The sequence below is a fragment of the Mesorhizobium sp. BR1-1-2 genome, assembly GCF_020165435.1.
Taxonomy (GTDB): Bacteria; Pseudomonadota; Alphaproteobacteria; order Rhizobiales; family Rhizobiaceae; genus Mesorhizobium.
This window is the reverse complement of the sequence record NZ_JAIUID010000002.1, coordinates 105,463-127,735: the sequence shown is the minus strand read 5'-3', so window position 1 is coordinate 127,735 and position 22,273 is coordinate 105,463. Positions and strand designations below refer to the sequence as shown.

The 22,273-nt window shown below is 62.1% G+C and carries 28 protein-coding genes and 4 tRNA genes; 22 read left to right on the top strand and 10 right to left on the bottom strand.

Translation table 11 applies throughout. The annotated features are described in order from the left end of the window. Position 1: 1 nt before the first annotated feature. From LB551_RS03895 to LB551_RS03880, 4 genes are read right to left on the bottom strand one after another with little or no spacing between them, the layout of a single operon-like run. Positions 2-1,066, bottom strand: coding sequence for an ABC transporter ATP-binding protein (locus LB551_RS03895; RefSeq protein ID WP_224658260.1), 1,065 nt, complete (start codon positions 1,064-1,066; stop codon positions 2-4). Beyond that, a complete protein-coding gene (locus tag LB551_RS03890; protein ID WP_224658259.1) occupies positions 1,063-1,845 on the bottom strand; it encodes an ABC transporter permease in 783 nt (260 codons plus the stop codon). Before LB551_RS03890 ends, LB551_RS03895 begins: the two co-directional genes overlap by 4 nt. 1 nt (position 1,846) lies before the next feature. Continuing rightward, positions 1,847-2,686, bottom strand: coding sequence for an ABC transporter permease (locus LB551_RS03885; protein ID WP_224658257.1), 840 nt, complete (start codon positions 2,684-2,686; stop codon positions 1,847-1,849). A gap of 9 nt (positions 2,687-2,695) precedes the next feature. Beyond that, positions 2,696-3,781: a spermidine/putrescine ABC transporter substrate-binding protein gene (locus LB551_RS03880; RefSeq protein WP_224658256.1), complete on the bottom strand. Its 1,086-nt coding sequence runs from the start codon at positions 3,779-3,781 to the stop codon at positions 2,696-2,698. Positions 3,782-3,872: 91 nt separating this feature from the next. Between LB551_RS03880 and LB551_RS03875 the strand changes: the two genes are divergently transcribed. The 3 genes from LB551_RS03875 to LB551_RS03865 all read left to right on the top strand — a co-directional run bounded on the left by LB551_RS03875 (position 3,873) and on the right by LB551_RS03865 (position 5,582). Beyond that, positions 3,873-4,487, top strand: coding sequence for a TetR/AcrR family transcriptional regulator (locus LB551_RS03875; protein ID WP_224658255.1), 615 nt, complete (start codon positions 3,873-3,875; stop codon positions 4,485-4,487). 121 nt (positions 4,488-4,608) lie between these two features. Continuing rightward, positions 4,609-5,127 (top strand): hypothetical protein, encoded by a 519-nt coding sequence (locus LB551_RS03870; protein ID WP_224658253.1) that lies wholly within the window; start codon positions 4,609-4,611, stop codon positions 5,125-5,127. Further along, positions 5,070-5,582, top strand: a complete 513-nt coding sequence (locus LB551_RS03865) for a hypothetical protein (protein ID WP_224658252.1) — start codon at positions 5,070-5,072, stop codon at positions 5,580-5,582. Before LB551_RS03870 ends, LB551_RS03865 begins: the two co-directional genes overlap by 58 nt. 273 nt (positions 5,583-5,855) lie before the next feature. On the opposite strand, the gene LB551_RS03860 is transcribed toward LB551_RS03865, so the two are convergent. Then, positions 5,856-5,931: transfer RNA gene (locus LB551_RS03860), tRNA-Thr, on the bottom strand. 159 nt (positions 5,932-6,090) lie between these two features. Between LB551_RS03860 and LB551_RS03855 the strand changes: the two genes are divergently transcribed. From LB551_RS03855 to LB551_RS03840, 4 genes are all read left to right on the top strand, one after another. Beyond that, positions 6,091-6,261, top strand: coding sequence for a hypothetical protein (locus LB551_RS03855; protein ID WP_140548699.1), 171 nt, complete (start codon positions 6,091-6,093; stop codon positions 6,259-6,261). A 154-nt stretch (positions 6,262-6,415) separates the two neighbouring features. Beyond that, positions 6,416-6,625: a hypothetical protein gene (locus LB551_RS03850; protein ID WP_224658251.1), complete on the top strand. Its 210-nt coding sequence runs from the start codon at positions 6,416-6,418 to the stop codon at positions 6,623-6,625. Positions 6,626-6,844: 219 nt separating this feature from the next. After that, complete coding sequence (locus LB551_RS03845; RefSeq protein ID WP_224658250.1) at positions 6,845-7,150, top strand: BA14K family protein; 306 nt, start codon at positions 6,845-6,847, stop codon at positions 7,148-7,150. Between the two features lie 206 nt (positions 7,151-7,356). Further along, complete coding sequence (locus tag LB551_RS03840) at positions 7,357-7,716, top strand: hypothetical protein (protein ID WP_140548693.1); 360 nt, start codon at positions 7,357-7,359, stop codon at positions 7,714-7,716. Here the strand turns inward: LB551_RS03840 and bhcR are convergent, their stop codons facing one another. Beyond that, positions 7,717-8,538 (bottom strand): HTH-type transcriptional regulator BhcR, encoded by an 822-nt coding sequence (gene bhcR, locus LB551_RS03835; RefSeq protein WP_224658249.1) that lies wholly within the window; start codon positions 8,536-8,538, stop codon positions 7,717-7,719. It abuts the gene before it with no gap. A 212-nt stretch (positions 8,539-8,750) separates the two neighbouring features. On the opposite strand from bhcR, the gene gcl reads away from it, so the two are divergent. The 3 genes from gcl (at position 8,751) to LB551_RS03820 (ending at position 12,456) form a co-directional block, all read left to right on the top strand. Further along, positions 8,751-10,532 carry a glyoxylate carboligase gene (gcl, locus tag LB551_RS03830; protein WP_224658248.1) on the top strand — a complete coding sequence of 594 codons (1,782 nt, stop codon included), beginning with the start codon at positions 8,751-8,753 and terminating at the stop codon, positions 10,530-10,532. 10 nt (positions 10,533-10,542) lie between these two features. After that, complete coding sequence (gene otnI / locus LB551_RS03825) at positions 10,543-11,340, top strand: 2-oxo-tetronate isomerase (protein WP_224658247.1); 798 nt, start codon at positions 10,543-10,545, stop codon at positions 11,338-11,340. 222 nt (positions 11,341-11,562) lie between these two features. Continuing rightward, positions 11,563-12,456: a 2-hydroxy-3-oxopropionate reductase gene (locus LB551_RS03820; RefSeq protein WP_224658246.1), complete on the top strand. Its 894-nt coding sequence runs from the start codon at positions 11,563-11,565 to the stop codon at positions 12,454-12,456. An 84-nt stretch (positions 12,457-12,540) separates the two neighbouring features. Here the strand turns inward: LB551_RS03820 and LB551_RS03815 are convergent, their stop codons facing one another. After that, positions 12,541-13,392, bottom strand: a complete 852-nt coding sequence (locus LB551_RS03815; protein ID WP_224658245.1) for a TrmH family RNA methyltransferase — start codon at positions 13,390-13,392, stop codon at positions 12,541-12,543. 197 nt (positions 13,393-13,589) lie between these two features. Here LB551_RS03815 and LB551_RS03810 point away from each other — a divergent pair. Further along, positions 13,590-13,674 (top strand) — tRNA-Tyr (locus tag LB551_RS03810). Positions 13,675-13,764: 90 nt separating this feature from the next. Continuing rightward, positions 13,765-13,838 (top strand) — tRNA-Gly (locus tag LB551_RS03805). An 82-nt stretch (positions 13,839-13,920) separates the two neighbouring features. Here LB551_RS03805 and LB551_RS03800 read toward each other — a convergent pair. Next, a complete protein-coding gene (locus LB551_RS03800; protein ID WP_224658244.1) occupies positions 13,921-14,379 on the bottom strand; it encodes a YidB family protein in 459 nt (152 codons plus the stop codon). Positions 14,380-14,507: 128 nt separating this feature from the next. Here LB551_RS03800 and LB551_RS03795 point away from each other — a divergent pair, with 128 nt between their 5' ends. Continuing rightward, positions 14,508-14,765, top strand: coding sequence for a GlsB/YeaQ/YmgE family stress response membrane protein (locus LB551_RS03795; protein ID WP_140493554.1), 258 nt, complete (start codon positions 14,508-14,510; stop codon positions 14,763-14,765). An 80-nt stretch (positions 14,766-14,845) separates the two neighbouring features. Here LB551_RS03795 and LB551_RS03790 read toward each other — a convergent pair whose 3' ends face one another. Both LB551_RS03790 and LB551_RS03785 read right to left on the bottom strand, forming a co-directional pair. Continuing rightward, positions 14,846-14,983, bottom strand: coding sequence for a hypothetical protein (locus LB551_RS03790; RefSeq protein ID WP_181172379.1), 138 nt, complete (start codon positions 14,981-14,983; stop codon positions 14,846-14,848). A gap of 128 nt (positions 14,984-15,111) precedes the next feature. Next, positions 15,112-15,999, bottom strand: a complete 888-nt coding sequence (locus LB551_RS03785) for a DMT family transporter (RefSeq protein WP_224658243.1) — start codon at positions 15,997-15,999, stop codon at positions 15,112-15,114. 293 nt (positions 16,000-16,292) lie between these two features. Between LB551_RS03785 and tuf the strand changes: the two genes are divergently transcribed. From tuf to rplL, 9 genes are all read left to right on the top strand, one after another. Beyond that, on the top strand, positions 16,293-17,468 hold the full coding sequence (tuf, locus tag LB551_RS03780) for an elongation factor Tu (protein ID WP_140515452.1): 1,176 nt from the start codon (positions 16,293-16,295) through the stop codon (positions 17,466-17,468). A 207-nt stretch (positions 17,469-17,675) separates the two neighbouring features. After that, positions 17,676-18,158 carry a group II truncated hemoglobin gene (locus LB551_RS03775; protein ID WP_224658242.1) on the top strand — a complete coding sequence of 161 codons (483 nt, stop codon included), beginning with the start codon at positions 17,676-17,678 and terminating at the stop codon, positions 18,156-18,158. A gap of 211 nt (positions 18,159-18,369) precedes the next feature. Next, positions 18,370-18,445: transfer RNA gene (locus LB551_RS03770), tRNA-Trp, on the top strand. Between the two features lie 400 nt (positions 18,446-18,845). Next, positions 18,846-19,049: a preprotein translocase subunit SecE gene (secE, locus tag LB551_RS03765; protein WP_013531408.1), complete on the top strand. Its 204-nt coding sequence runs from the start codon at positions 18,846-18,848 to the stop codon at positions 19,047-19,049. Between the two features lie 27 nt (positions 19,050-19,076). Then, complete coding sequence (gene nusG, locus LB551_RS03760) at positions 19,077-19,604, top strand: transcription termination/antitermination protein NusG (RefSeq protein ID WP_140501620.1); 528 nt, start codon at positions 19,077-19,079, stop codon at positions 19,602-19,604. Positions 19,605-19,779: 175 nt separating this feature from the next. After that, positions 19,780-20,208 (top strand): 50S ribosomal protein L11, encoded by a 429-nt coding sequence (gene rplK, locus LB551_RS03755; protein WP_140501622.1) that lies wholly within the window; start codon positions 19,780-19,782, stop codon positions 20,206-20,208. Between the two features lie 4 nt (positions 20,209-20,212). After that, complete coding sequence (gene rplA, locus LB551_RS03750) at positions 20,213-20,911, top strand: 50S ribosomal protein L1 (protein ID WP_140501624.1); 699 nt, start codon at positions 20,213-20,215, stop codon at positions 20,909-20,911. Between the two features lie 407 nt (positions 20,912-21,318). After that, complete coding sequence (rplJ, locus tag LB551_RS03745; RefSeq protein ID WP_140515456.1) at positions 21,319-21,837, top strand: 50S ribosomal protein L10; 519 nt, start codon at positions 21,319-21,321, stop codon at positions 21,835-21,837. Positions 21,838-21,891: 54 nt separating this feature from the next. Further along, positions 21,892-22,269 carry a 50S ribosomal protein L7/L12 gene (gene rplL / locus LB551_RS03740; protein ID WP_027146630.1) on the top strand — a complete coding sequence of 126 codons (378 nt, stop codon included), beginning with the start codon at positions 21,892-21,894 and terminating at the stop codon, positions 22,267-22,269. The last annotated feature ends 4 nt before the right edge of the window (positions 22,270-22,273 follow it).

Genomic DNA, 22,273 nt, shown 5'->3' with positions numbered 1-22,273 from the left:
TTCAATCCGCCAGCAGGATGATCTTGTCTGTATCGCAGGAAACCGAGATCGTGTCGCCCGGCTGCACGGCGGACGTCGCGGGCAGTTTGGCGATGAATTGCAGCTTAGCGTCTTCAGCGGAGACCGCGAGCACGCGCTTGAAGCTGCCCTGGAAGACGACGTCGCTGACCTGCGCCTTTCCCAGCTTGGTGGCGCCTGAGGTCTCGGCCAGGGTAAGGTGCTCCGGCCGGATGGCCAAGGCAACCGCCGATCCCACCGGCAACGCTCCGGACGCCGAGACCGGCCCGACCTGTGTCGCGACAGTGCTTGTCCTGTCCTTGATCTCCATCACCGTTCCGCCAAGAATGGTGCTCTCGCCCATGAACGTCGCCGAAAAGCGTGTCTTTGGGCGCGCATAGACGCGCTCGGGCGGCCCTTCGTCCTCGATGCGGCCATCATTCATGACAACACAGTGGTCGGCCAGCGCCATAGCTTCTTCCTGGTCGTGGGTGACGTGGATGAAGGCGGTGCCGACGCGCTTCTGAATCGCTTTCAGCTCATCCTGCATCTGCCGGCGCAGCTTGAGGTCGAGCGCGCCGAGCGGCTCGTCGAGCAGCAGCACCGCCGGCTCGATCACCAATGCGCGCGCCAGCGCCACGCGCTGCCGCTGGCCGCCGGAAAGCTGGTGCGGCTTCTTGTCGAAGGCGGCAGCCAGTCCGACGAGCGCCAGCGCCTCGCGCGCTTTCGCGGCGCGTGTCGCGCCGTCGACGCCTTGCATACGCAGGCCGAATCCGACATTGGCGCCGACGCTCATATGCGGAAACAGCGCATAATCCTGGAACACCGTCGTTGTCGGGCGCTTCGCCGGCGGAACCGCGGTGCAGTCCTCGCCGCGTATGAACACCTTGCCTTCGCTCGGTGTGACGAAGCCGCCCAAAATCGACAAAAGCGTCGTCTTGCCGGAGCCCGAAGGTCCGAGCAGGATGGTATAGCTGCCGGGCTCGATCCCCAGCGAGACGTCTTTCAGCACCGCCAGATGGCCGAAACGGTGCGAGACGCCGCGGATATCGACCAGGGGCGCGCTCATGCCGGCTTTCTCCGCAGCAATGTCAGTTCGAACAGCACGACCAGCACGATGGAGACGGCGAACACCAGCGAGCCGACTGCGTTGGTCTTGGGGTTGAGGCCGGAGCGTAAGAGATTCCAGATTTCGACCGGCAGCGTGGTTTCGAAGCGCGTCAGCAGGAAGGAAATCACGAATTCGTCCCAGGAAAAGGTCATCGACAGGAAGAAGCCGGCGAAGATGGCCGGCGACATCACAGGCACGGTGATCAAGAGCAGCACTTTCCATTCCGGCGCGCCGAGGTCGCGCGCGGCGCGCTCGATATTGATCTGGTGGTCGCCCATCTGGCTGTAGACGATGGCGAAGCAGAGCGGCAGGTTGATCACGACATGGCCGATGCCGGCGGCCATCAGCGATTTCGGCACACCGGCCCAGTTGAACAGCACCAGCAGCCCCATGCCGATGATGAGATAGCTGACGGTCAGCGGCAGCGTGATCAATCCCCGCAGCAGGGCCGAACCCGGCAGCACGAAGCGCGCGAACGCCCAGGCGCTGAGGAAGCCAAGCGTGACGGCCGCGAGCGACGAAAGGACGGCCACCAGCAGCGAGTTCGTCAGCGCCGATGTCAGCCGCGTATCGGACAGGACGGCCTGGTACCAGCGCAGCGACGGGCCGGTGAAGGGTGGGATGGGGAAGGAGGTTGCTTGCAGCGAGAACAGCACGAGCACGACCACTGGCAGGAAAATGAAGGCATAGATGGCGATCGCGTAGAGACAGGAAGCGATTCGGACGATCCGGCGCATCTCAGGCCCGCTCGATCTTCAGCCAGCGGGCGCAGGCGAGATAGGCGATGGTCACGACCGCCATCAGGATGATCGAGAGCGCCGAGGCCAGCGGAAAGTCGCCGCGCCTGCCGATCTGCATCATCACCAGCTGCGGCATGACCAACTCGTTGTTGCCGCCCAGAATCTGCGGCGTGATGTAGTCGCCGATGCACAGCACGAAGGTGAGAAAGGCGCCGACCATGATGCCGGGCAAGGTCAGCGGCAGGATGACATGCAGGAAAGTCCGCACCGGCCCGGCGCCGAGATCGGCGGCGGCCTTGCGGTAGCTCGGACTGAGCTGCTTCAAATTGGCGAAGATCGTCAGCGTCAAAAGCATGACGAAGAAATGCACGAAGCCGGTCACGGTGGCGAAGCGGGTGTTGGCGAGCTGCAGCGGTTCGCTGGTCAAGCCGATACCGGTCAGCGTCCGGTTGATGACGCCGTTCTGCGCCAGCACCAGAAGCCAGGAATAGGAGCGCACGACATAGGACGTCCAGAACGGCAGCACGGCCAGCATCAGCGCCAGCCGCTGCCAGCGTTCCGGCACCTGTTCGGCCAGGATCCAGGCGAAAGGATAGGCGAGCAGCAGCGAGACCACGGTGACGATTGCCGTCACCTGAAGCGAGTTCACCATCGCTTGCCAATAGGCAGGATTGGTGAAGAACTGGCTGTAGTTGGCTGATGTGAAGCCGCCGCCCTCATGCGACGTCAGGCTGGAAAGCCCCATGGCGATGAAGGGCAAAACGAAGAACAGCAAGGTCCAGCCGAGCGCCGGCGTAACCAGCGCCCACGGCAGGGCCTTGTTCGCGGTGCTGCTCACGACGCCCGTCTACTGCGCCTGCAGCATCTCGGTCCACATGTCCTGCATCTTCTTGTCGAGGTCGGCATTCGGCGCCGGATAGGCCTGGGCGCGGGCAAGGAATTCGGGCTGCTCGTCGAAGCGCAGGATCTTCTTCTGGTCGTCGGTGAGCGCCGCCTTGCTATTCGCCGGCATGCCCCAGTAGCAGGACGAGGTGGCAAGCCGGGCCTGACCCTCCGGGCTCATGATGTATTGGATGAATTTCAACGCCATGTCCTTGTTCTTGGAATCCTTGAACATGGCCAGCGACTGCGACCACAGCACGGCTCCCTCCCTGGGTATCGAGAAGTCCAGCGCCGGGTTCTCCTTGGCCAGGCCCGCCGTCACCCACTCACCACCGCCGACCAGTATGTCGACCTCGCCGGTGGCGAGCGCCGTCTGGCTGGCGGTCACCTCGCCAACCAGCTTGGCGTTGGCCTTCATCTTGAGCAGCTCGGCCTTGAGGGCGGGAAGGTCGGCCTCCGTGAGTTCAGCCGTCTTCTTGCCGATGGCGAGTGCCGCCATGCCGATGACCGGCAGGTAATAATCGTAGATGGCGACCTTGCCCTTGTACTTGTCGCTTGTCAGCGACGCCAAGGATTGCATGTCGGCCGGGTCGACCTTGGTCTTGTTGAAGCCGATCGTGTTGTAGCCGAACTTTTCGGTGATGCCGTAGCGCTTGCCGGCGACCACGGTGGAACTGTCCATCTTCACCTGCGGGAAGAGGTCGCCCAACGGCAGCTTGTCCTCCGGCAGCGGCTCGAACAGGCCCTTTTCCACGCCGCGCGGCACATCGATGCTGTCGATCACCATCACGTCCCAATCGCCGGGTTGCGACTGCTCGACGATGGCGAGCCCCGCGCCGGTGCCCTCGAATTCCTTGACGTTGACCTTGATGTTGTTGGCCTCTTCGAAGGGCTGCAGCAGCGCCGGGTCGGCGTGATCGCACCAGATCAGGGCGTTGAGATCGGCGGCTTGGCTGGCGCCGGCTGCTGAGAGCATCAGTGCCGTGGCGCCGCAAGCCGCGCGCAGATGCCTCTTCAGTGTTGAAAGCGGATTGTTGGATCGTGCGGACATCGAGTGTTCTCCCTTGCCTTTATGGCTTCTTGCAAAAAATTGAACCAATTCTAAAATTGAGTCAATTCTGTTTTTGTGGCAGACAGCCGGCATGAGTGGATTGAGGGCAAGGCAAAAGGCCGACCGGCACCGCCGCATCATTGAGGCGGCGGCCGAGCTTTTCCGCGAGGCCGGTTATGAAGGCGCGAAGATCGAGACGATCGCCGCCCAGGCCGAAGTGTCGATCGGGACGATTTACAATTACTACCAGAATAAGGGCGACATCCTCGGCGCCATCGTCTCCATGGAAGTCAACGAGGTGCTGAATGCTGGGCAAGGCGTGGTGGACAGCCCACCGGCCAATGTCGGCGATGCGCTGGACACGCTGATCGGCATCTATATCGAGCACTCGCTGCACTATCTCAGCAAGGAAATGTGGCGTCAGGCGATGGCGATCTCGACGCAACTGCCCGACAGCCCGTTCGGTCAGGCCTACACCGCGCTCGATCGCGCCTTGACCGAACAGATCCGCGCCCTGATCGCAAGGCTGCTGGAGATCGGCCTGGTGCGGCGCGACATCGACGGGCAGGCGGTGGGTGAGCTGGTCTTCAACAACATGAACATGATGTTCATCGAGTTCGTGAAGCGCGACGAGGCAAGGATACCGGAGCTGCGCGCGGCGATAAGGCGGCAGAACCGGATTCTCGTCGCCGCGATCGGGGTGTGAGGGCGGCCCTGTCAGCAAGAGGCAGGAGCTGATCGCTTAGGCAACGAACGCGCTGAAATCCCCTCTTGGGTTGAGATTTAAATCTGCTACCACCTATAGGGGTATCAAGGGGAGGGGTTGGATGCAGTTTTCTATCTGGCATTGGGCAATCGTGCTGTTGCTGATCGGCGTGCCTGTTTTCTTTGCCGTCCGGTCAGCCAGCAAGCCATCGCAGAACCCGGAGCAGCTTGCCGGTTTCGGCGGCTGGCTGATGCTGTTGGCTATCGGGCAAACATTGGCACCATTCCGCACGCTGGCCGACCTGTTCTCGTCGAGCGAGGGCTACCGGCAACTCTTGCTGCTGCCAAATGGCCCATTGGCTGTCTGCGGCGAAATCGTGTTGCTGTTGGCGGTCTGCCGCCCGAAGCTTCCAACCACAGCGCATCGGCAACAGTGGTCCGAACTGACCTACCATTCTTCTCGGGTGTCTGTTCACAAGGCGCATATTCGACTATGCTGTTTTAGCGGACATCGGTCCGTTGATACTTGTCGTGTTGGCTTGCTTGATTCCGGCATAAATATAGGTGCCGAAGGGGGGATCGAATGGCCGGTGAAAAAGCGAATGGTCCCGGCTGGGTTGTCACCATTGGGTCAGCCTTAATTGCGCTCGTTGGATCTTATTTCACCGCGAACTATGCAGCCACGAGCGCGGTTGCCGTTGCGAAACAGCAAGCAGATGCCGCGATAGCGTCAGCCAAGACACAGGCCGATGCGGCGGTACAGACAGCAAAGCAAACGGCTCAAGCCTCAATCGACGCGGCGAAAGCAGCGAACCGCGTCGAAATGGCGAAGCTCGCCCTTACCTATGTCAACGACAAAACGACGCCGGAAGGGATACGGGCTTGGGCGGTGCGGCTGTTGGCTGATTGCACCGGTGTTCCTCTCACGCGGGAAGAAACGGACGGCATAGTGAGGAAAATCGGCCAACTCGAACCCGAGGACCCGAATGGCAAGCTGCCATGGCCGAGCCTTGGCGATCCGAAGCTTGGCGCAATCGTCAAAGCTCTCAAACAAGACTATTCCGCCGCGTGGTACCCGACACAAGGCAACATATGAGACAGAGCGGTGCGGCGCACCATGCCACTGTCGATTTCTGAGCAGCGGCTGTCCGAACAGACGCCAGCTCGACCCTAGATAAATTCGCTGTTCGAAGTATGAAGAAGGCGAGGATGAACGATAGCGTTGTCATGCTGCATCAAGGCTGGTTCTAGAGCAGCAAACATTCAAACAGAGGCTAGCTGCACACAGGCCACGGCGAGTTCGCAATGAAATCAACCCTGAGCCCCAAAAGGTGGGTGGCCTGCCACCCGAAGCTCGAAGAGCGAAGGGTGGTGCCCCCGGCAGGAATCGAACCCGCGACCTTCGGTTTACAAAACCGCTGCTCTACCAGCTGAGCTACAAGGGCATGCGGCACCGGTTAGCCATATTTGCGGCGCCAGTAAAGACAAATGTCGGTTTTGAGGCGCTCATGAACGCTGCCGGGCGACAGACACGGCATCCTGAAAATGGCCAATTCGCTTCCTATATCCTACGGCAGGTGCAATCGCTTGGGCGAGGCTGTCGCATGATCAGATTCGTCATCATCCTGCCTATCGTCGTCATAGCCTGGATGCTGCTGGTGAAGCTTATCAGAAGCGTCAAGAACGCCAATGTCGACTGGACCGGCGTCACCACCATCATCGGCTTCATCGCGCTTGCCTTCTGGCTGCGCCATGTCACGGGCATGGGGTGGTGAGTAGTGAGTAGTGAACCGCACGACCGACATCGGTACTCACTACTCCCACTCCCCCGAAAAAATCTCCTCCCCCTTTCGAACCTTTTCCCGCGCTGCGCCGACTGATGGTCAGAGGCGAATGGGTCGCCTCGATCAAAAGATCCAGGAGATCATCATGTTCAAGCGCACTCTCGTCTCAGGCCTCGTTGCCATCTTCGTCGCCGCCGGCGCGCTCGCCGGCACCGTCGGCACGTCGTCGGCCCACGGCATGCACGGCCACCATCATCATCACCACCACCATCACAAGAAGCACTTCAAGAAGTTCTGGTGGAAGCACCACAACCATCATCACCACAAGCACGGCAAGGTGATCATTTTCCTTTGATGGAGGGACCCAATTCTCCCGAAAGGGCGGCTTCGGCCGCCCTTTTTTCGTTGGGCAAAAGGGGCGGGCGATCAATGTCTAGCCAGCCCCTTGCAGGCCGCCGTCAGCACGACCTCCTCGGTTCACGTTCAAAAAAGATTCGAACCTTTTTCTTGTGCCGAACGACAGATGATCAAGAGGCGGATGGGTCGCCTCTCCAAACGAAGCAAGGAGATCATCATGTTCAAGCGTGCACTCGTTTCCAGCCTCATCGCAACCACCGTCGCCGCCACCGCTCTGGTCGGCACCGTTCAGCCCTCGGCGGCTCATTCGCATCACCACCACCATGGCCTCGGCATTGGCATCGCCACCGGCGTCGGCGGTTTTGTCCTGGGCAGCCTGCTTGCCCAGCCTCGCACCGTCTACGTCGATGAGGACGGCGGTTCGTGGCACGTCCGCCGCTGCTTCGATCGCTATTCGAGCTACGATCCGGACTCTGACACCTACATTGGTTACGACGGCTATCGTCACTACTGCCGGCTCTGAAAAGGAGGAGCACCGTTCAGCACCGGAAGAGGGGCTCAGGCGAGCCCCTTTTCTGTTGCTTGGACGGTGGGGCCACCTGTTGGATTGGCGGACTTTCAAGGAGATGCCTGAACCCACGGTCATCGGCCTTTGTCGACGCGATCGGCAATGTACAGGCATTTCCCGAAGGCCTAATCTGCTTTGGCGATGATGGGGGAGGGTGACCCTTGGACGAGCAGGATCCGAAAGAGGAACAGGTCGAAACGATTTTCCGCAACGGCACGGTCACGACCGTCGGCATCCTGCTGGCGTTTTCGCTGGGCTTCATCACTCATTGGGCCGCCAACCCGATCCCGTGGCAGACCTATCACCTGACCGCCGTGCTACCGATCCTGGCCGGCATCGCCTTGCAGATGCGGGCACTGTGGCTTCTGCTCGACACAAAGTGCCTGCAGCGGCGCGTTTTCGAGCGCGCCAACCGCATCTTCATCGCCGGCCTCATCTTCACGGCCTGCGGCGTCGGCATGGCGATCCTGCTCGATTTTTTCGATATTGCGGCGAGGAGCGCGCTGCCCGGGGCAGGTTGATCATCCGGTTTGCACGCCACCGATCATTTTGGTCACCTCGGCCGCGGCGCTGTGCACCAGCGGGCCGATCTCGGCCAGCCGCTCAGGCGTCACCCGGACCGTCGGGCCCGACACGGAGACACCGCCGATCGGTTCGCCGAATTCGTTGAAGATGGCCGATGCCACGCAGCGCATGCCTGGATGCCGTTCCTCGTCGTCGACCGACCAGCCGCGCAGCTTGATCGTCGCGAGATCGCGCGCGAGGGCAGGGATGTCGGACAGCGTCCTGTCGGTGAAGCGCTGCAGGCCGGCCTTGCGCAGGATGGTTCCGACGCGCTCCGGTTCCAGATGCGCCAGCACCGCCTTGCCGATGCCTGAAGCATGAAAGGGGCTGCGCGTGCCCGGCCGGAAGAAGGCGCGGATCGCCTGGTGCGTCTCGACCTGGCCGACGAAGACCACGCAATCGTCCTCGGCGACGCCGAGATTGGCGGTCTCGCCGGTTTTCTCCATCAGTTCCTGCATGACGATGCGGGCGCGGTCGACCAGCTTGCGGCGGCGCAGGAACGCTGCTCCCATCCGGTAGGTCTCGACGCCGATCGACCAAAGCTGGTCCGAACTGTCGAACTCGACCATGCCGTGGTTTTCGAGCGTCGTCAGCATGCGGTATGCAGTAGAGGCAGCGAGACCGCTTCGCGCTGAAATCTCGCTCAGCGACAGGCCGCTGCCTTCGGCAACGATGGCCAGGATGCGCAAGGCACGATCCAACGACTGAACCGAAGCCGCTTCCGTCGGGCCGTTGAAGGCGCGCGGCCGACCGCGCTGGCGTTTTTCAGCGGTATCCATGGCGCCATCATGCCCGATTTTTCCGAACGGACAATGAAAAAGTTTTTCACGCATTCTGCATTGCCACATTTTGGAAAACAAAAAGAGGAATGAAATCAACATACAACGGCAGCTTCTTAGAAATGAAAAAATATTCTGAAAAAATTGAAAAATAGCCGGCTTGCTGACATTCTCGGCCATCCAACAATGACAACCCTGTGGAGGGCCGGAAAATGGCCAGGATGCGCGCTGTCGATGCGGCGGTTCTCGTTCTCGAAAAGGAAGGCATCGCCTGCGCCTTCGGCGTCCCGGGCGCGGCGATCAATCCGTTCTACGCGGCCCTGAAGGCGAGAGGCACCATCCGCCATGTGCTGGCCCGCCATGTCGAGGGCGCCTCGCACATGGCCGAGGGTTTTACCAGGGCCAAGGCGGGCAATATCGGGCTCTGCATCGGCACGTCTGGCCCGGCCGGCACCGACATGATCACCGGGCTCTACTCGGCCGCAGCCGATTCCATCCCGATCCTCTGCATCACCGGCCAGGCGCCACGGGCGAGGCTGAACAAGGAGGATTTCCAGGCCGTCGACATCGCCGCCATCGCTTCGCCCGTCGCCAAATGGGCGGTCACGGTCATGGAGCCCTATCTCGTGCCGATGGCGCTTCAGAAGGCATTCCACCTGATGAGGTCTTCGCGCCCGGGACCGGTCCTGATCGACCTGCCGGTCGACGTCCAATTGGCCGAGATCGAGTTCGACATCGACGCCTATGAGCCGCTGGCGCCGTTCAAGCCGGCGATGACGCGCGCCCAAGCCGAGAAGGCGCTTGCGATGCTCAACGCCGCCGAGAAGCCGCTGATCGTCGCCGGCGGCGGCATCATCAATGCCGATGCGTCGGACCTGCTGATAGAATTCGCCGAGATTACCGGCGTGCCCGTCATCCCGACGCTGATGGGTTGGGGCGCGATCCCCGACGACCACCGACTGATGGCCGGCATGTGCGGGCTGCAGACATCGCACCGCTACGGCAACGCGACGATGCTAGAAGCCGATTTCGTGTTCGGCATTGGCAACCGCTGGGCAAACCGCCACACCGGTTCCGTCGATGTCTACACCAAGGGAAAAAAGTTCATCCATGTCGATATTGAGCCGACGCAGATCGGCCGTGTGTTCGCACCCGATCTCGGCGTCGTCTCGGATGCGGGCGCCGCGCTGAAGATGCTGCTCGACGTCGCCACCGAATGGAAAACGGCCGGGAAGCTGCGCGACTGGTCAGGTTGGGCGAAGGAATGCCAGGGCCGCAAGAAGACAATGAAGCGCAAGACGCATTTCGACCAGGTGCCGCTCAAGCCGCAGCGCGTCTATGAAGAGATGAACAAGGCGTTCGGGCGCGACGTCACCTATGTCACCACGATCGGCCTGTCGCAGATCGCCGGCGCACAGTTCCTGCATGTCTACAAGCCGCGCAACTGGATCAATTGCGGCCAGGCCGGCCCGCTCGGCTGGACACTGCCGGCAGCCCTTGGCGTGCGCGCCGCCGATCCCGACCGCACCATCGTGGCGCTGTCGGGCGACTATGACTTCCAGTTCATGATCGAGGAACTGGCGGTCGGGGCGCAGCACAGGTTGCCCTACATCCACGTTGTCGTGAACAACGCCTATCTCGGCCTGATCCGCCAGGCGCAGCGCGGCTTCTCGATGGATTACGAGGTCAGCCTCGCCTTCGAGAACATCAACCGGTCAGACGACCCAGAGGCCGGCTACGGCGTCGACCACGTCGCTGTTGCCGAGGCGATGGGTTGCAAGGCGGTCAGGGTGCGCAAACCGGAAGAATTCGCCGGTGCCTTCAAGGAGGCGCAGCGGCTGATGAAGGAGCATCAGGTTCCGGTGGTGCTCGAATTCATCCTCGAACGCGTCACCAACATCTCGATGGGCACCGAGATCGACAAGATCACTGAATTCGAAGACCTTGCCGAACATCAAGAGGATGCCCCGACGGCGATCGTGATGCTGGACTAGGAGAAAGAGAATGCCGCGTTTTTCAGCCAATCTTTCGATGCTCTTTGGCGAGCATGACTTCCTCGACCGTTTTGATGCAGCTGCCCGCGCGGGCTTCAAAGGCGTCGAATATATAGGCCCCTACGACCATGCCCCCGAGGTGGTGGCCGCGCGGCTGAAGAAGAACGGCCTGACACAGGTGCTGTTCAACCTGCCTGCGGGCGATTGGGGGAAGGGCGAGCGCGGTATCGCCGTTTTGCCGGACCGCGTGCCGGAATTCCGCCAGGGCATCGCCAAGGCGATCGCCTATGCGCAGGCGCTCGGCTGCTCACAGGTCAATTGCCTGGCAGGCATCGCGCCCGCCGGTGTCGACCGCAAGGTGCTCGAGGATGTGTTTGCCGAGAACCTCGCCTTCGCTGCGGAGAAACTGGAGCAGGCCGGTATCAAATTGCTGATCGAGCCGATCAACACGCGCGATATCGAGGGCTTCTTCCTCAACTATTCCGACCAGGCGCTGGCGCTGATCGACCGTGTCGGCTCGAAGAACCTGTTCCTGCAATACGACATCTACCACATGCAGATCATGGAGGGGGATCTCGCCCGTACCATCGAGGCAAACCTCGGCCGCATCGCGCATATCCAGCTTGCGGACAATCCCGGCCGTCACGAGCCGGGGACGGGCGAGATCAACTATCCCTTCCTTTACGAGCACATAGACCGCATCGGTTATTCCGGCTGGGTCGGGGCGGAATACAAGCCGAAGGCGGGGACCGCAGCGGGATTGGGCTGGTTTCGGGAACTGGCCGGGCAAGGGAGCGCGGCGGCTTAGCAGTAGGAATTTGAACCCGCGCTCTACGGCGCCCCCTCTGGCCTGCCGGCCATCTCCCCCACAAGGGGGGAGATCGGATGTCACCGGCGGCTTCGCCAAATTTTTTGAACCGAGAAAGTTGAGGCCGGTGCCGGAACTGCCAATCTCCCCCCTCGTGGGGGAGATGTCCGGCAGGACAGAGGGGGGCGCGACGGAACTCGGCCTCAACAATGGAGAACCACTATGGAAACCATCGGCTTCATCGGCCTCGGCATCATGGGCGCGCCGATGGCGGGACATTTGCTGGACGCCGGCTGCACGGTCATCGCCAGCGACCATCGCTCCAAGCCGCCGGCCGATCTCGTCGCCAGGGGCCTGAAGTCGGTCACCGGCCACGCCGCCGTCGCGAAGGCCGCCGATATCATCATCACCATGGTGCCCGACACACCGCAGGTGGCCGAGGTGCTGTTTGGCGGGAACGGCGTCGCATCAGGTCTTTCCGAAGGCAAATTGGTCATCGACATGAGCTCGATCTCGCCGATCGAGACAAAGACCTTCGCCGGAAAAATCAACGAGCTGGGCTGCGATTATCTCGATGCGCCGGTCTCGGGCGGCGAGGTGGGAGCCAAGGCCGCATCGCTGACCATCATGGTCGGCGGCGAGGAGAGGGCCTTCGAGCGCGCCAGGCCCGTTTTCGAGAAGATGGGCAAGAACATCACTTTGGTCGGACCGAACGGCGTCGGCCAGACCACCAAGGTCGCCAACCAGATCGTCGTCGCGCTGACCATTGAAGCCGTCGCCGAAGCGCTTGTTTTTGCTTCAAAAGCCGGCGCCGACCCGGCCAAGGTCAGGCAGGCGCTGATGGGCGGGCTGGCCGCCTCGCGCATCCTCGAAGTGCATGGCGAGCGCATGGTCAGGCGCACCTTCGCGCCGGGTTTCCGCATCGAACTGCACCAGAAGGATCTCAACCTCGCCCTGGAAGGCGCAAGGGCGCTCGGCGTCTCCCTGCCCAACACGTCGACCACCCAGCAACTGTTCAATTCCTGCACCGCCAATGGCGGCGCCAGGGAGGATCACTCGGCCCTGGTCAGGGCGCTGGAGCGGATGGCCGGGCATGAGGTAGGCAGAGGCGAATAGCGAGTAGGGAATAGCGAATAGGGGTTGCAGCCGCGGAGAGCCGGGATTGGAGTTCGCTACTCGCTACTCGCTACTCGCTACTCGCTACTCGCTACTCGCTAAAAATTTCCGTGCCGCATAAAGGCTTACCGCCGCCGCGTTCGACACGTTGAGAGAGCGGATGGCGCCGGGCATGTCGAGGCGGGCCAGTGTCGTCACCGTCTCGCGCGTCTTCTGGCGCAGGCCCTTGCCTTCCGCACCCAGCACCAGCGCAAGCTTGTCGCCGGCAAAGCTCGTTTCGAGTTCGGCCGGGCCGTCCGAATCGAGACCGATTGTCTGGAAGCCGGCCTCATGCAGTTGCCCGAGCGCGTCGGCCAGGTTCTTCACCTCGATCTGGTCGATATGTTCGAGCGCGCCCGAGGCTGATTTCGCCAGCACGCCCGATTCCTGCGGGCTGTGGCGCGCCGTGGTGATCAGCGCGCCGGCATCGAAGGCGACCGCCGAGCGCAGGATGGCGCCGACATTGTGCGGATCGGTGATCTGGTCGAGCACCAGCACCAGTCTTGTATCGCCGAGCGCGTCGAGGCGCTTGGGCTTCAGCGGCTCGGCCTCGATCAGCACGCCTTGGTGCACGGCATCCGAACCCGTGATCTTGTCGATGTCCCTGGGTTCGGCCAGCTCCGCCTTGAAGGGCAGGGCCGCGAGGTCGGCCAGTCCCAGCCTCTCGGCGGCATTGCGCGTCACCAGCATTTTTTTGACCTTGCGGCGCGGATTGTCGAGTGCCGCCCGCACCGTATGCAGGCCATAGAGCCGCACCAGGCCGTCGGCTGCGTTCTCTCCCGGCGGCACGGGCTGGCGCGGCCGGAACGCCGGCGCGCCGCCGCTCTTCTCGTCGCGGTGCGCGCGGCGCAGCTTGGCGTAGTGGGTGTCTTTCGGGGTGCCGGTCTTGTTGCTCATGGCCGGCTTCTATAGCGGTCTCCGGCGGCCAGGGATATGGTCCGTCGCCGCAGCCGGCGAACAACATCGAAAAACCCTTCCCGCGCGGTTGACACCCACTGGCCTTGCCGCCATAAGGCGCTTCGCTGATTTCGGAGAAGTGATACTCGGGTCCGGATCGGCAAGAATGCCTCGTTGCATGGCTCCGGCGGCAGACTGGAGAGGTGCCCGAGTGGTTAAAGGGGACGGACTGTAAATCCGTTGGCTTAGCCTACGTTGGTTCGAATCCAACCCTCTCCACCACTGCCGGCCCGGAAGCCCTGAAACGTGAAAGCATCGGAGGCGAAAAGCGCATGGCGCTTTTCCAGGAAATCCGATACTTCAGTGCAAGGCGCGGGTATAGCTCAGTGGTAGAGCAGCAGCCTTCCAAGCTGAATATGCGGGTTCGATTCCCGCTACCCGCTCCAGATTTCCAACCGCGCCATCGGTAAGCTGAAACACTGCGCGGCCAGGTCGCGCAGCGCTCCAGAGGATGGCTGTCCACTCGTTTCAGCTGTTGAAGGCCGATGCGACCTGGTGTTGCTGCGGCACCTGGCCGTTCGGCGTCAGCTTGTCGACGATGCCCGGCAGGGCTGCGGACAGTTGCTTGAGCAGCTCCTGCTCGTCGAGCCCGGTCCGCTGCGCGATTTCCCGGATGACCTGCGGTCCGATCGCATTGCCCAGGTCATTGGGGTTGATCGGCTGGTTCTGGCCGGTTCCGACCCAGGAATCGGCGACGTTGCCGTGGCCGGAATTCTTCAATTTGTCGAGCAGGCCGCCCAGCCCGCCAAGAAGGCCGCCATCGCCTGCCGTGGCTTCACTGGGCTCGGCCGGTACGGGAGCCTGGGCTTGCTCCGGCTGTTCGGCGCTCCTGCCGCTCAGCATCTTTCCGACCAGCAACGCGCCGAGCGCGATCATCAGGGGTTTGGTGATGTTGCCGCCTGGAACGGCATTGTCAAACAGTCCCATCGTGGATCTCCTTGTCAGCCAAGCCCGCCCCATCCTCACAATGGCGCAAACGGGCGGAATTTCAAGCTGGCTTGAGCTTTTGACAATCATATGAAAATGATGGACGCGGCAGGGGATTGGAGAGGAAAATGTCAATCATCAGCTGGATTATTCTGGGCGTCATTGCCGGCTTTCTTGGCAGCAAGATCGTCAACAAGAGCGGCCAGGGCATGATCATGGATATCGTGCTCGGCATTGTCGGCGCCATTGTCGGCGGCCTGATCTTCAGCGCTTTCGGCGCGTCGGGCGTCACGGGCCTCAACATCTACAGCCTGATCGTCGCCGTGGTGGGCGCTGTGGTCGTGCTGTGGGCCTACCACCAGTTCGCCGGCAAGCGCACGATTTAAGCGCCGGCGCCGAACTGTCTGATACTTCGAATTCCGCCGAGGCAACACCGGCCGCCGGCCGGCATGCCCGGCAGGCCTGCCTATGGCATCAGGATTGCGTCGGCCGCGGCGAAAAAGATCAGCGTTCCCGCGATGAACACCGCCCAGCCGACAAGCGACTTGCGGATGGCCGCCTTGTGCTCGGCGTCGGAGTGCTTGTTCTGGTCAAAATCGGTCATGGGGAAGCTCCCTTGGCTGATCATCATGTCTTCGTCGATCAGACGATGCTTCGCCGATTAGACGATCAATCTGGCTACTGCAATATCAGCTGAAAGGGCATATGCGGGCGCCTGCCAGGGCGCCAGGCCTATGCGACGACGGTCAGCCGGCGCTTGCGCTGGTCGAGCGAGACGATGGCCAATCCGCTGCCGACAACCAGAAGGATGCCGCAGACCGCCAGCGCATTTGGGAATTGTCCGAACACCAGCAGGCCCGAAATCACCGCCCAGACGGTGAAGCAGTAGTAGAACGGCGCCACCGCGCTGGTCGGCCCGACGCGATAGGCCATGAAGATGAAGAAATGGCCGAAGATCAGGAAAAACCCGGCTCCGGCCATGAGCAGCAAATGATGCGCTTCGGGCATGATCCAGCGCTCTGAAACCAGGTGTGCCGCACCGGCGCCGATCAGCACCACCACGACGGCGGAAATCGCCACGATCATTCCGGGCACCTCGGCCGGGACCCGCCTGCCGGTGAGATCGCGCGCGGCCGACAATGCCGCGTTGCCGAGCGCCAGCAAGGCGTAGACCGAGATGCCCTGCATGGTCGGTTGCGCCACCATCAGCGCGCCGATGAAGCCGAGGCCGATCAGCGCCATGCGCTGGCCGCCGATCCGCTCGCCGAACAGGATGGAGGAGCCGACCAGCATCAACAGCGGCGTGACCTGTCCGAGCGCCGTGGAATCGGCGATCTGCATGTTGGCGAGCGCCACGACATAACAAAGGATGGCGGCCAGTTCGAGCAGGTTGCGGTGCAGCACGCGCTTGTCGAAGATCAGCGGGATTTGTTTGCCATAACCGAGCGCAAACAGCAGCGGAAAGCCCCAGAGCGCCGCCGCGGCGCCGCGCAGGAACAGCACTTCGTAGGACGGCAGGCCCGCCGTGGCGAGCTTCATCATCGTATCGTTGACGAGATACGAACCGGTCGAGACGATCATGAACAGGGGGCCGCGAACGGCTGTCGGGATGAAATGCATCGGTGCAGGAAATCAGAGCGGGAACGCCGCCGCAATGGGCCATGGAGCGCCGACCAATCCGACAGCAACCGACGAGCGGCGCGCGCAATGCCGGCGCCATTGCGCAGGGGTTTAGGCCATTCCATTTCGCGCGGCACGTTCCTATATCAGCGGCATATCCCCGCAATCGGATCACGGGTTCGGACCGAGTGAGACGGCGCCCAGGCAAAAGACGCTTGTGTTTTTTGGCCTTTGTCGCTAATCGCCCCGCATTCGACTGAACTGAAGGTCCAGGCCGTCCAAGGAAAGAGACTATGGCAAAAGGTAAATTCGAGCGCACCAAGCCGCATGTGAACATCGGCACGATTGGCCACGTTGATCATGGCAAGACGTCTTTGACGGCAGCGATCACCAAGTATTTTGGCGAATACAAGCGCTATGACCAGATTGACGCGGCGCCGGAAGAGAAGGCGCGCGGCATCACGATTTCGACGGCTCACGTTGAGTACGAGACGGAGAACCGTCACTACGCCCATGTCGACTGCCCCGGCCACGCCGACTATGTGAAGAACATGATCACCGGTGCCGCGCAGATGGACGGCGCGATCCTGGTCGTGTCGGCCGCCGACGGCCCGATGCCGCAGACCCGCGAGCACATTCTTCTGGCCCGCCAGGTCGGCGTGCCGTCGATCGTGGTGTTCTTGAACAAGGTCGACCAGGTCGACGACGCCGAGCTGCTTGAGCTGGTCGAGCTCGAGGTTCGCGAATTGCTGACCAAGAACGAGTTCCCCGGCGACGACATTCCGATCGTCAAGGGTTCGGCGCTGGCGGCTTTGGAAGATTCGGACAAGAAGATCGGCGAGGACGCGATCCGCGAGCTGATGGCTCAGGTCGACGCCTACATCCCGACGCCTGTCCGTCCGCTCGACAAGCCGTTCCTGATGCCGATCGAGGACGTGTTCTCGATCTCGGGCCGCGGCACGGTGGTGACCGGTCGCGTCGAGCGCGGCGTGGTCAAGGTCGGCGAGGAGCTGGAGATCATCGGCATTCGTCCGACCACCAAGACGACCTGCACGGGCGTCGAGATGTTCCGCAAGCTGCTCGACCAGGGCCAGGCCGGCGACAACATCGGCGCGCTGCTGCGCGGCGTCGACCGTGAAGGTGTCGAGCGCGGCCAGGTTCTGGCCAAGCCCGGTTCGGTGAAGCCGCACAAGAAGTTCGTGGCTGAAGCCTACATCCTGACCAAGGACGAGGGCGGCCGTCACACGCCGTTCTTCACCAACTACCGTCCGCAGTTCTACTTCCGCACCACCGACGTGACCGGCATCGTGTCGCTGCCGGCCGGCACCGAGATGGTGATGCCTGGCGACAACATCACGGTCGACGTCGAGCTGATCGTGCCGATCGCCATGGAAGAGAAGCTGCGCTTCGCCATCCGTGAAGGCGGCCGCACCGTCGGTGCCGGCATCGTCGTCACCATCAAGGAATAGTCGACACCGGCATCAGCCGGATCGAGAAGGAAGGGCGGTCCTCGGGCCGCCCTTTTTTGTTGGCGACCGAAGATCAGCCATTGGCATGCCGGGGCCGACACGCAGTCGAACGGTAGCCGCGTCATCGAACTGGCCATCGAGGCAGGTTGAGGCCCGCTCCATTTTTCCGCTATCGTCGCTGCAGGCGGCGCTGGGCGGAGGTCGAGTATGAGCCAGGATGTTCCGACACTGTATGAATGGGCCGGCGGCAGCGAAGCGCTGAACCGGCTGACGCAGACCTTCTATGACAAGGTGGCGCAGGATCCGGTCGTCGGGCCGGTGTTCAAGCATATGTCGCCCGACCACCCCGCCCATGTCGCGGCCTTTATCGGCGAGGTTTTCGGCGGCCCGAAAACCTACAGCGAAAAATTCGGCGGCCACCGCGAGATGGTGATGCATCACCTGGGCAAGCATTTGACGGAAGAGCAGCGCCGCCGCTGGATCAGTCTGCTGGCCGATGCCGCCGATGCGGTCGGCCTGCCTGACGACCCGGAGTTCCGTTCCGCCTTCATGGGCTATGTCGAATGGGGATCGCGGCTCGCCAAGATGAACTCCAATCTCGGCGAAACCTGCGACCCCGAGACCGAGCCCATGCCGGCCTGGGGCTGGGGCGTGCCTGGCGGGCCGTACCGGGTCCCGGACACCAAATAGCCGGCCAACGGATACACCGGCCGGCAGGCAAGATCTCCGCGAATGGCATGCCGACGCACTCGTGCGTGAACCGGCGATCGATGGCGGCGGGCTGGCCGTCGGCCATCCCGATTTCCGGCAAAGGGGATGAAGGCGCTTTTGCTTGCAAACCGCTCTTTACAGAGCGCGCGGAAGCTTTTAGGAAGCCCCTGCTGCGCCGAGGCGCACGTGTACGGGCATAGCTCAGTTGGTAGAGCGGCGGTCTCCAAAACCGCAGGTCGTAGGTTCGAGCCCTGCTGCCCGTGCCATTTCGAGAAATGGCACGTCAAAACAAAAACTCAGCCATTTCCTAAATGGCCATCAGAAACGATATTTCTGAGGGCTGCCCTTTGAAAATCGGCGACCGGCTTGCCATATTAGGCTGATTGAGGCATAAGGGCGCCATAGCCGGGACGGAACGACTGGATGGTTCCGAGGCGGCGTTTGGTCATAAAGCGGACACTTGCCACTTGCGTGGATCAAGAATCGGTTTTATGTAGACGAAACAGACACGCGACGCGTGGAGCTGGGAAGCCGGCTTTACGCGTCTGATTTGCATGGGCGAAATGATTGCGCTGATTCGGCGCGAAAATGGACCCAGGCGGCACGTCCCGGCCAGTGGGATCATCCAGGAGACCCGGCCAACGGGTCTTGAAGACAGAGCGGCATATGGCTTCGAAAACCACAAATCCTTTCGTCTTTCTCCAGCAGGTTCGCGCGGAGACCGCCAAGGTGACTTGGCCATCGCGGCGCGAAACGATGATCTCGACGGTGATGGTTCTGGCCTTCGCTGTGATCGCGATGATCTTTTTCTTCACCGCCGATCAGCTCATGGGCCTCGCGGTCGAACAGATTCTGGGCATTGGACGCTAAGTCCGGCGATTACGGAGAAGTCGTGAAATGACTACGCGCTGGTACATCGTCCACGCCTATTCGAACTTTGAGAAGAAGGTCGCCGAGGACATCGAGAACAAGGCCAAGCAGAAGGGCCTGTCCGCCGATATCGAGCAGATCGTCGTGCCGACCGAGAAGGTCGTCGAGGTTCGTCGCGGCCGCAAGGTCGATGCCGAGCGCAAGTTCTTTCCGGGCTATGTGCTCCTGAAGGCCAACCTGACCGACGCCGTGTTCTCGCTGGTCAAGAACACGCCGAAGGTCACCGGCTTCCTGGGCGACTCCAAGCCGGTGCCGATCACCGAGGCCGAGGCGCAGCGCATCCTGAACCAGGTGCAGGAAGGCGTCGAGCGGCCAAAGCCCTCGGTCACCTTCGAGATCGGCGAGGCGATCCGCGTTTCGGATGGCCCCTTCGCGTCCTTCAACGGCTTCGTCCAGGAAGTGGACGAGGAGCGGGCGCGGCTCAAGGTGGAAGTTTCGATCTTCGGGCGCGCCGTGCCTGTCGATCTGGAATTCGGACAGGTCGAAAAAGGCTGATCCGAAATCCCTGGCGCCGTTCCGGTGGTCAGGGGAGGCGGCGCGGCAACGCGCGGCCTGAGAACGGTGGGAGGCGAATGCGGCTTTAGCCGGCCGCAGGAACCGCACCACCAGACTGCAACAGCCGGTGCTTTCCCAGATCGTGGGACCGGCATAGACAAAGGCAGGAATAGAGATGGCTAAGAAAATTGCAGGCCAGCTCAAGCTCCAGGTTGCCGCGGGCTCGGCTACGCCGTCGCCCCCGATCGGCCCGGCGCTTGGTCAGCGCGGCATCAACATCATGGAGTTCTGCAAGGCGTTCAACGCGCAGACCCAGGAAATGGAAAAGGGATCGCCGATTCCGGTCGTCATCACCTACTACCAGGACAAGTCGTTCACCTTCGTCATGAAGACGCCGCCGGTGAGCTACTTCCTGAAGAAGGCCGCGAACCTGAAGTCGGGCTCGAAGGAGCCGGGCAAGGTCAAGGCCGGCACGATCGGCCGCGACAAGGTGCGCGCCATCGCCGAGCAGAAGATGAAGGATCTGAACGCAAACGACGTCGAGGCGGCCATGCGCATGGTCGAGGGCTCCGCCCGCTCGATGGGTCTGGAAGTGGTGGGCTGAGATCATGGCAAAGATTGCAAAGCGTGTATCGAAGACCCGCGAAGGCATCGATCCCAACAAGGCTTATACCTTGGGTGACGCGCTGAAGCTGCTCAAGGATCGCTCCACGGTCAAGTTCGACGAGACGATCGAAGTCGCGATGAATCTCGGCGTTGATCCCCGTCATGCCGACCAGATGGTCCGCGGCGTGGTCAACCTGCCGAACGGCACCGGCCGCTCAGTCCGCGTCGCCGTGTTCGCCCGTGGCGACAAGGCCGAGGAAGCCAAGGCCGCCGGCGCCGACATCGTCGGCGCGGAGGACCTGGTCGACATCGTCCAGAAGGGCACGATCGATTTCGATCGCTGCATCGCCACGCCGGACATGATGCCGCTCGTCGGCCGTCTGGGCAAGGTGCTCGGCCCGCGCGGCATGATGCCGAACCCGAAGGTCGGTACCGTCACCACCGACGTCGCGGCCGCCGTCAAGGCATCGAAGGGCGGCGCTGTGGAGTTCCGCGTCGAGAAGGCCGGCATCGTTCACGCCGGCGTCGGCAAGGTCTCGTTCGACGTCAAGGCGCTGGAAGAAAACGTCCGCGCCTTCGCCGATGCGGTGACCAAGGCAAAGCCTGCTGGCGCCAAGGGCAACTACGTCAAGAAGGTGTCGGTCACCTCGACGATGGGCCCGGGCCTCAAGCTCGATGTCTCGACGCTCGCAGCGTCCTGATTAAGACGATCTGGATCGGCCGCTGAAAGGTCGATCCGCAAGTGAATTCCGGGCCCGGATCGTTCTGGGCCCGGTACCGGGAGCCGAAAGGCTTCCGGACATCCTGTCCGAGATTGCAGGCGGCCCGGCCTTCATTGAAAAGGGGGCCTTAATTCATGTGGGCCTGCATGAGACGGGTGAAGACCTGACAGCGGAGCAAGTGCTCCAATGAAAGGTTCGAACCGTGTTTGCCTTTTGTCTGCGCATCGTCCGGCTTGCCGGCGATGTGGCGAAAGGGGGCAGGATCCTCGAGCGCTGTTCGGGAGATCCGTTACTGGATGGCCCGGCCGGCAAAAGGCAACCCGACGCCTGTCCTCGCGAATGGGAATGTTCCCGTTAGCAGGATGGGGGTCAACTGGAGATAGGCAGTGGACAGAGCGGAAAAACGCGAACTCGTCACGGGCCTGAACGATGCGTTCTCGAACGCGGGTTCAGTGGTCGTGGCCCACTATGCCGGTATCACCGTCGCGCAAATGAACGACCTCCGGTCGAAAATGCGCGCTGCCGGTGGCACCGTTAAAGTCGCGAAGAACCGTCTCGCCAAAATCGCTCTTCAGGGCACGGACTCCGCATCGATCATCGATCTGTTCAAGGGACAGACGCTGGTCGCCTATTCGGAGGATCCGATTGCGGCGCCGAAGGTCGCGTCCGATTTCGCCAAGGGGAATGACAAACTGGTCATCCTCGGCGGCGCAATGGGCACCACCTCGCTCAACGCCGACGGTGTGAAGGCACTCGCCACACTTCCGTCGCTCGACGAGCTGCGCGCCAGGCTGGTTGGCATGATCGCCACGCCGGCAACCCGGATCGCCCAGATCGTCAATGCGCCCGCGGCTTCGGTCGCGCGTGTCATCGGCGCTTACGCCCGGAAGGACGAGGCGGCATGAGGCCGTTCCTCGCTATCACAAACACACGTTCGAACCTTATGAAGGAATACAACAATGGCTGATCTCGCAAAGATCGTAGACGACCTTTCGAAGCTGACCGTCCTCGAGGCGGCTGAGCTGTCGAAGCTTCTGGAAGAAAAGTGGGGCGTTTCGGCTGCTGCTCCGGTGGCGGTTGCCGCTGCCGGCGGCGCTGCCGCTGCTGCTGCTCCGGTAGAGGAAAAGACGGAATTCGACGTCGTCCTCACCGACGCCGGCGCCCAGAAGATCAACGTCATCAAGGAAGTCCGCGCCATCACCGGCCTTGGCCTCAAGGAAGCCAAGGACCTGGTCGAAGCGGCTCCGAAGCCGGTCAAGGAAGCCGTTTCCAAGGCCGACGCCGACAAGTTCAAGGCCCAGCTGGAAGCAGCCGGCGCCAAGGTCGAGCTGAAGTAAGCGT

What these genes read in the sequence shown, in the direction of transcription:
- LB551_RS03845 (WP_224658250.1), top strand. Translation starts at nt 6,845, where the DNA reads ATGTTCAAGCGTGCACTCGTTTCCAGCCTCATCGCAACCACCGTCGCC.
- LB551_RS03790 (WP_181172379.1), bottom strand. Translation starts at nt 14,983, where the DNA reads ATGACCGATTTTGACCAGAACAAGCACTCCGACGCCGAGCACAAGGCG.
- LB551_RS03785 (WP_224658243.1), bottom strand. Translation starts at nt 15,999, where the DNA reads ATGCATTTCATCCCGACAGCCGTTCGCGGCCCCCTGTTCATGATCGTC.
- LB551_RS03815 (WP_224658245.1), bottom strand. Translation starts at nt 13,392, where the DNA reads ATGAGCAACAAGACCGGCACCCCGAAAGACACCCACTACGCCAAGCTG.
- rplL (WP_027146630.1), top strand. Translation starts at nt 21,892, where the DNA reads ATGGCTGATCTCGCAAAGATCGTAGACGACCTTTCGAAGCTGACCGTC.
- LB551_RS03895 (WP_224658260.1), bottom strand. Translation starts at nt 1,066, where the DNA reads ATGAGCGCGCCCCTGGTCGATATCCGCGGCGTCTCGCACCGTTTCGGC.
- LB551_RS03865 (WP_224658252.1), top strand. Translation starts at nt 5,070, where the DNA reads ATGGCCGGTGAAAAAGCGAATGGTCCCGGCTGGGTTGTCACCATTGGG.
- otnI (WP_224658247.1), top strand. Translation starts at nt 10,543, where the DNA reads ATGCCGCGTTTTTCAGCCAATCTTTCGATGCTCTTTGGCGAGCATGAC.
- LB551_RS03855 (WP_140548699.1), top strand. Translation starts at nt 6,091, where the DNA reads ATGATCAGATTCGTCATCATCCTGCCTATCGTCGTCATAGCCTGGATG.
- rplA (WP_140501624.1), top strand. Translation starts at nt 20,213, where the DNA reads ATGGCAAAGATTGCAAAGCGTGTATCGAAGACCCGCGAAGGCATCGAT.
- LB551_RS03850 (WP_224658251.1), top strand. Translation starts at nt 6,416, where the DNA reads ATGTTCAAGCGCACTCTCGTCTCAGGCCTCGTTGCCATCTTCGTCGCC.
- secE (WP_013531408.1), top strand. Translation starts at nt 18,846, where the DNA reads ATGGCTTCGAAAACCACAAATCCTTTCGTCTTTCTCCAGCAGGTTCGC.
- rplK (WP_140501622.1), top strand. Translation starts at nt 19,780, where the DNA reads ATGGCTAAGAAAATTGCAGGCCAGCTCAAGCTCCAGGTTGCCGCGGGC.
- LB551_RS03820 (WP_224658246.1), top strand. Translation starts at nt 11,563, where the DNA reads ATGGAAACCATCGGCTTCATCGGCCTCGGCATCATGGGCGCGCCGATG.
- LB551_RS03890 (WP_224658259.1), bottom strand. Translation starts at nt 1,845, where the DNA reads ATGCGCCGGATCGTCCGAATCGCTTCCTGTCTCTACGCGATCGCCATC.
- bhcR (WP_224658249.1), bottom strand. Translation starts at nt 8,538, where the DNA reads ATGGATACCGCTGAAAAACGCCAGCGCGGTCGGCCGCGCGCCTTCAAC.
- LB551_RS03875 (WP_224658255.1), top strand. Translation starts at nt 3,873, where the DNA reads ATGAGTGGATTGAGGGCAAGGCAAAAGGCCGACCGGCACCGCCGCATC.
- LB551_RS03870 (WP_224658253.1), top strand. Translation starts at nt 4,609, where the DNA reads ATGCAGTTTTCTATCTGGCATTGGGCAATCGTGCTGTTGCTGATCGGC.
- LB551_RS03795 (WP_140493554.1), top strand. Translation starts at nt 14,508, where the DNA reads ATGTCAATCATCAGCTGGATTATTCTGGGCGTCATTGCCGGCTTTCTT.
- LB551_RS03800 (WP_224658244.1), bottom strand. Translation starts at nt 14,379, where the DNA reads ATGGGACTGTTTGACAATGCCGTTCCAGGCGGCAACATCACCAAACCC.
- nusG (WP_140501620.1), top strand. Translation starts at nt 19,077, where the DNA reads ATGACTACGCGCTGGTACATCGTCCACGCCTATTCGAACTTTGAGAAG.
- LB551_RS03775 (WP_224658242.1), top strand. Translation starts at nt 17,676, where the DNA reads ATGAGCCAGGATGTTCCGACACTGTATGAATGGGCCGGCGGCAGCGAA.
- gcl (WP_224658248.1), top strand. Translation starts at nt 8,751, where the DNA reads ATGGCCAGGATGCGCGCTGTCGATGCGGCGGTTCTCGTTCTCGAAAAG.
- LB551_RS03880 (WP_224658256.1), bottom strand. Translation starts at nt 3,781, where the DNA reads ATGTCCGCACGATCCAACAATCCGCTTTCAACACTGAAGAGGCATCTG.
- tuf (WP_140515452.1), top strand. Translation starts at nt 16,293, where the DNA reads ATGGCAAAAGGTAAATTCGAGCGCACCAAGCCGCATGTGAACATCGGC.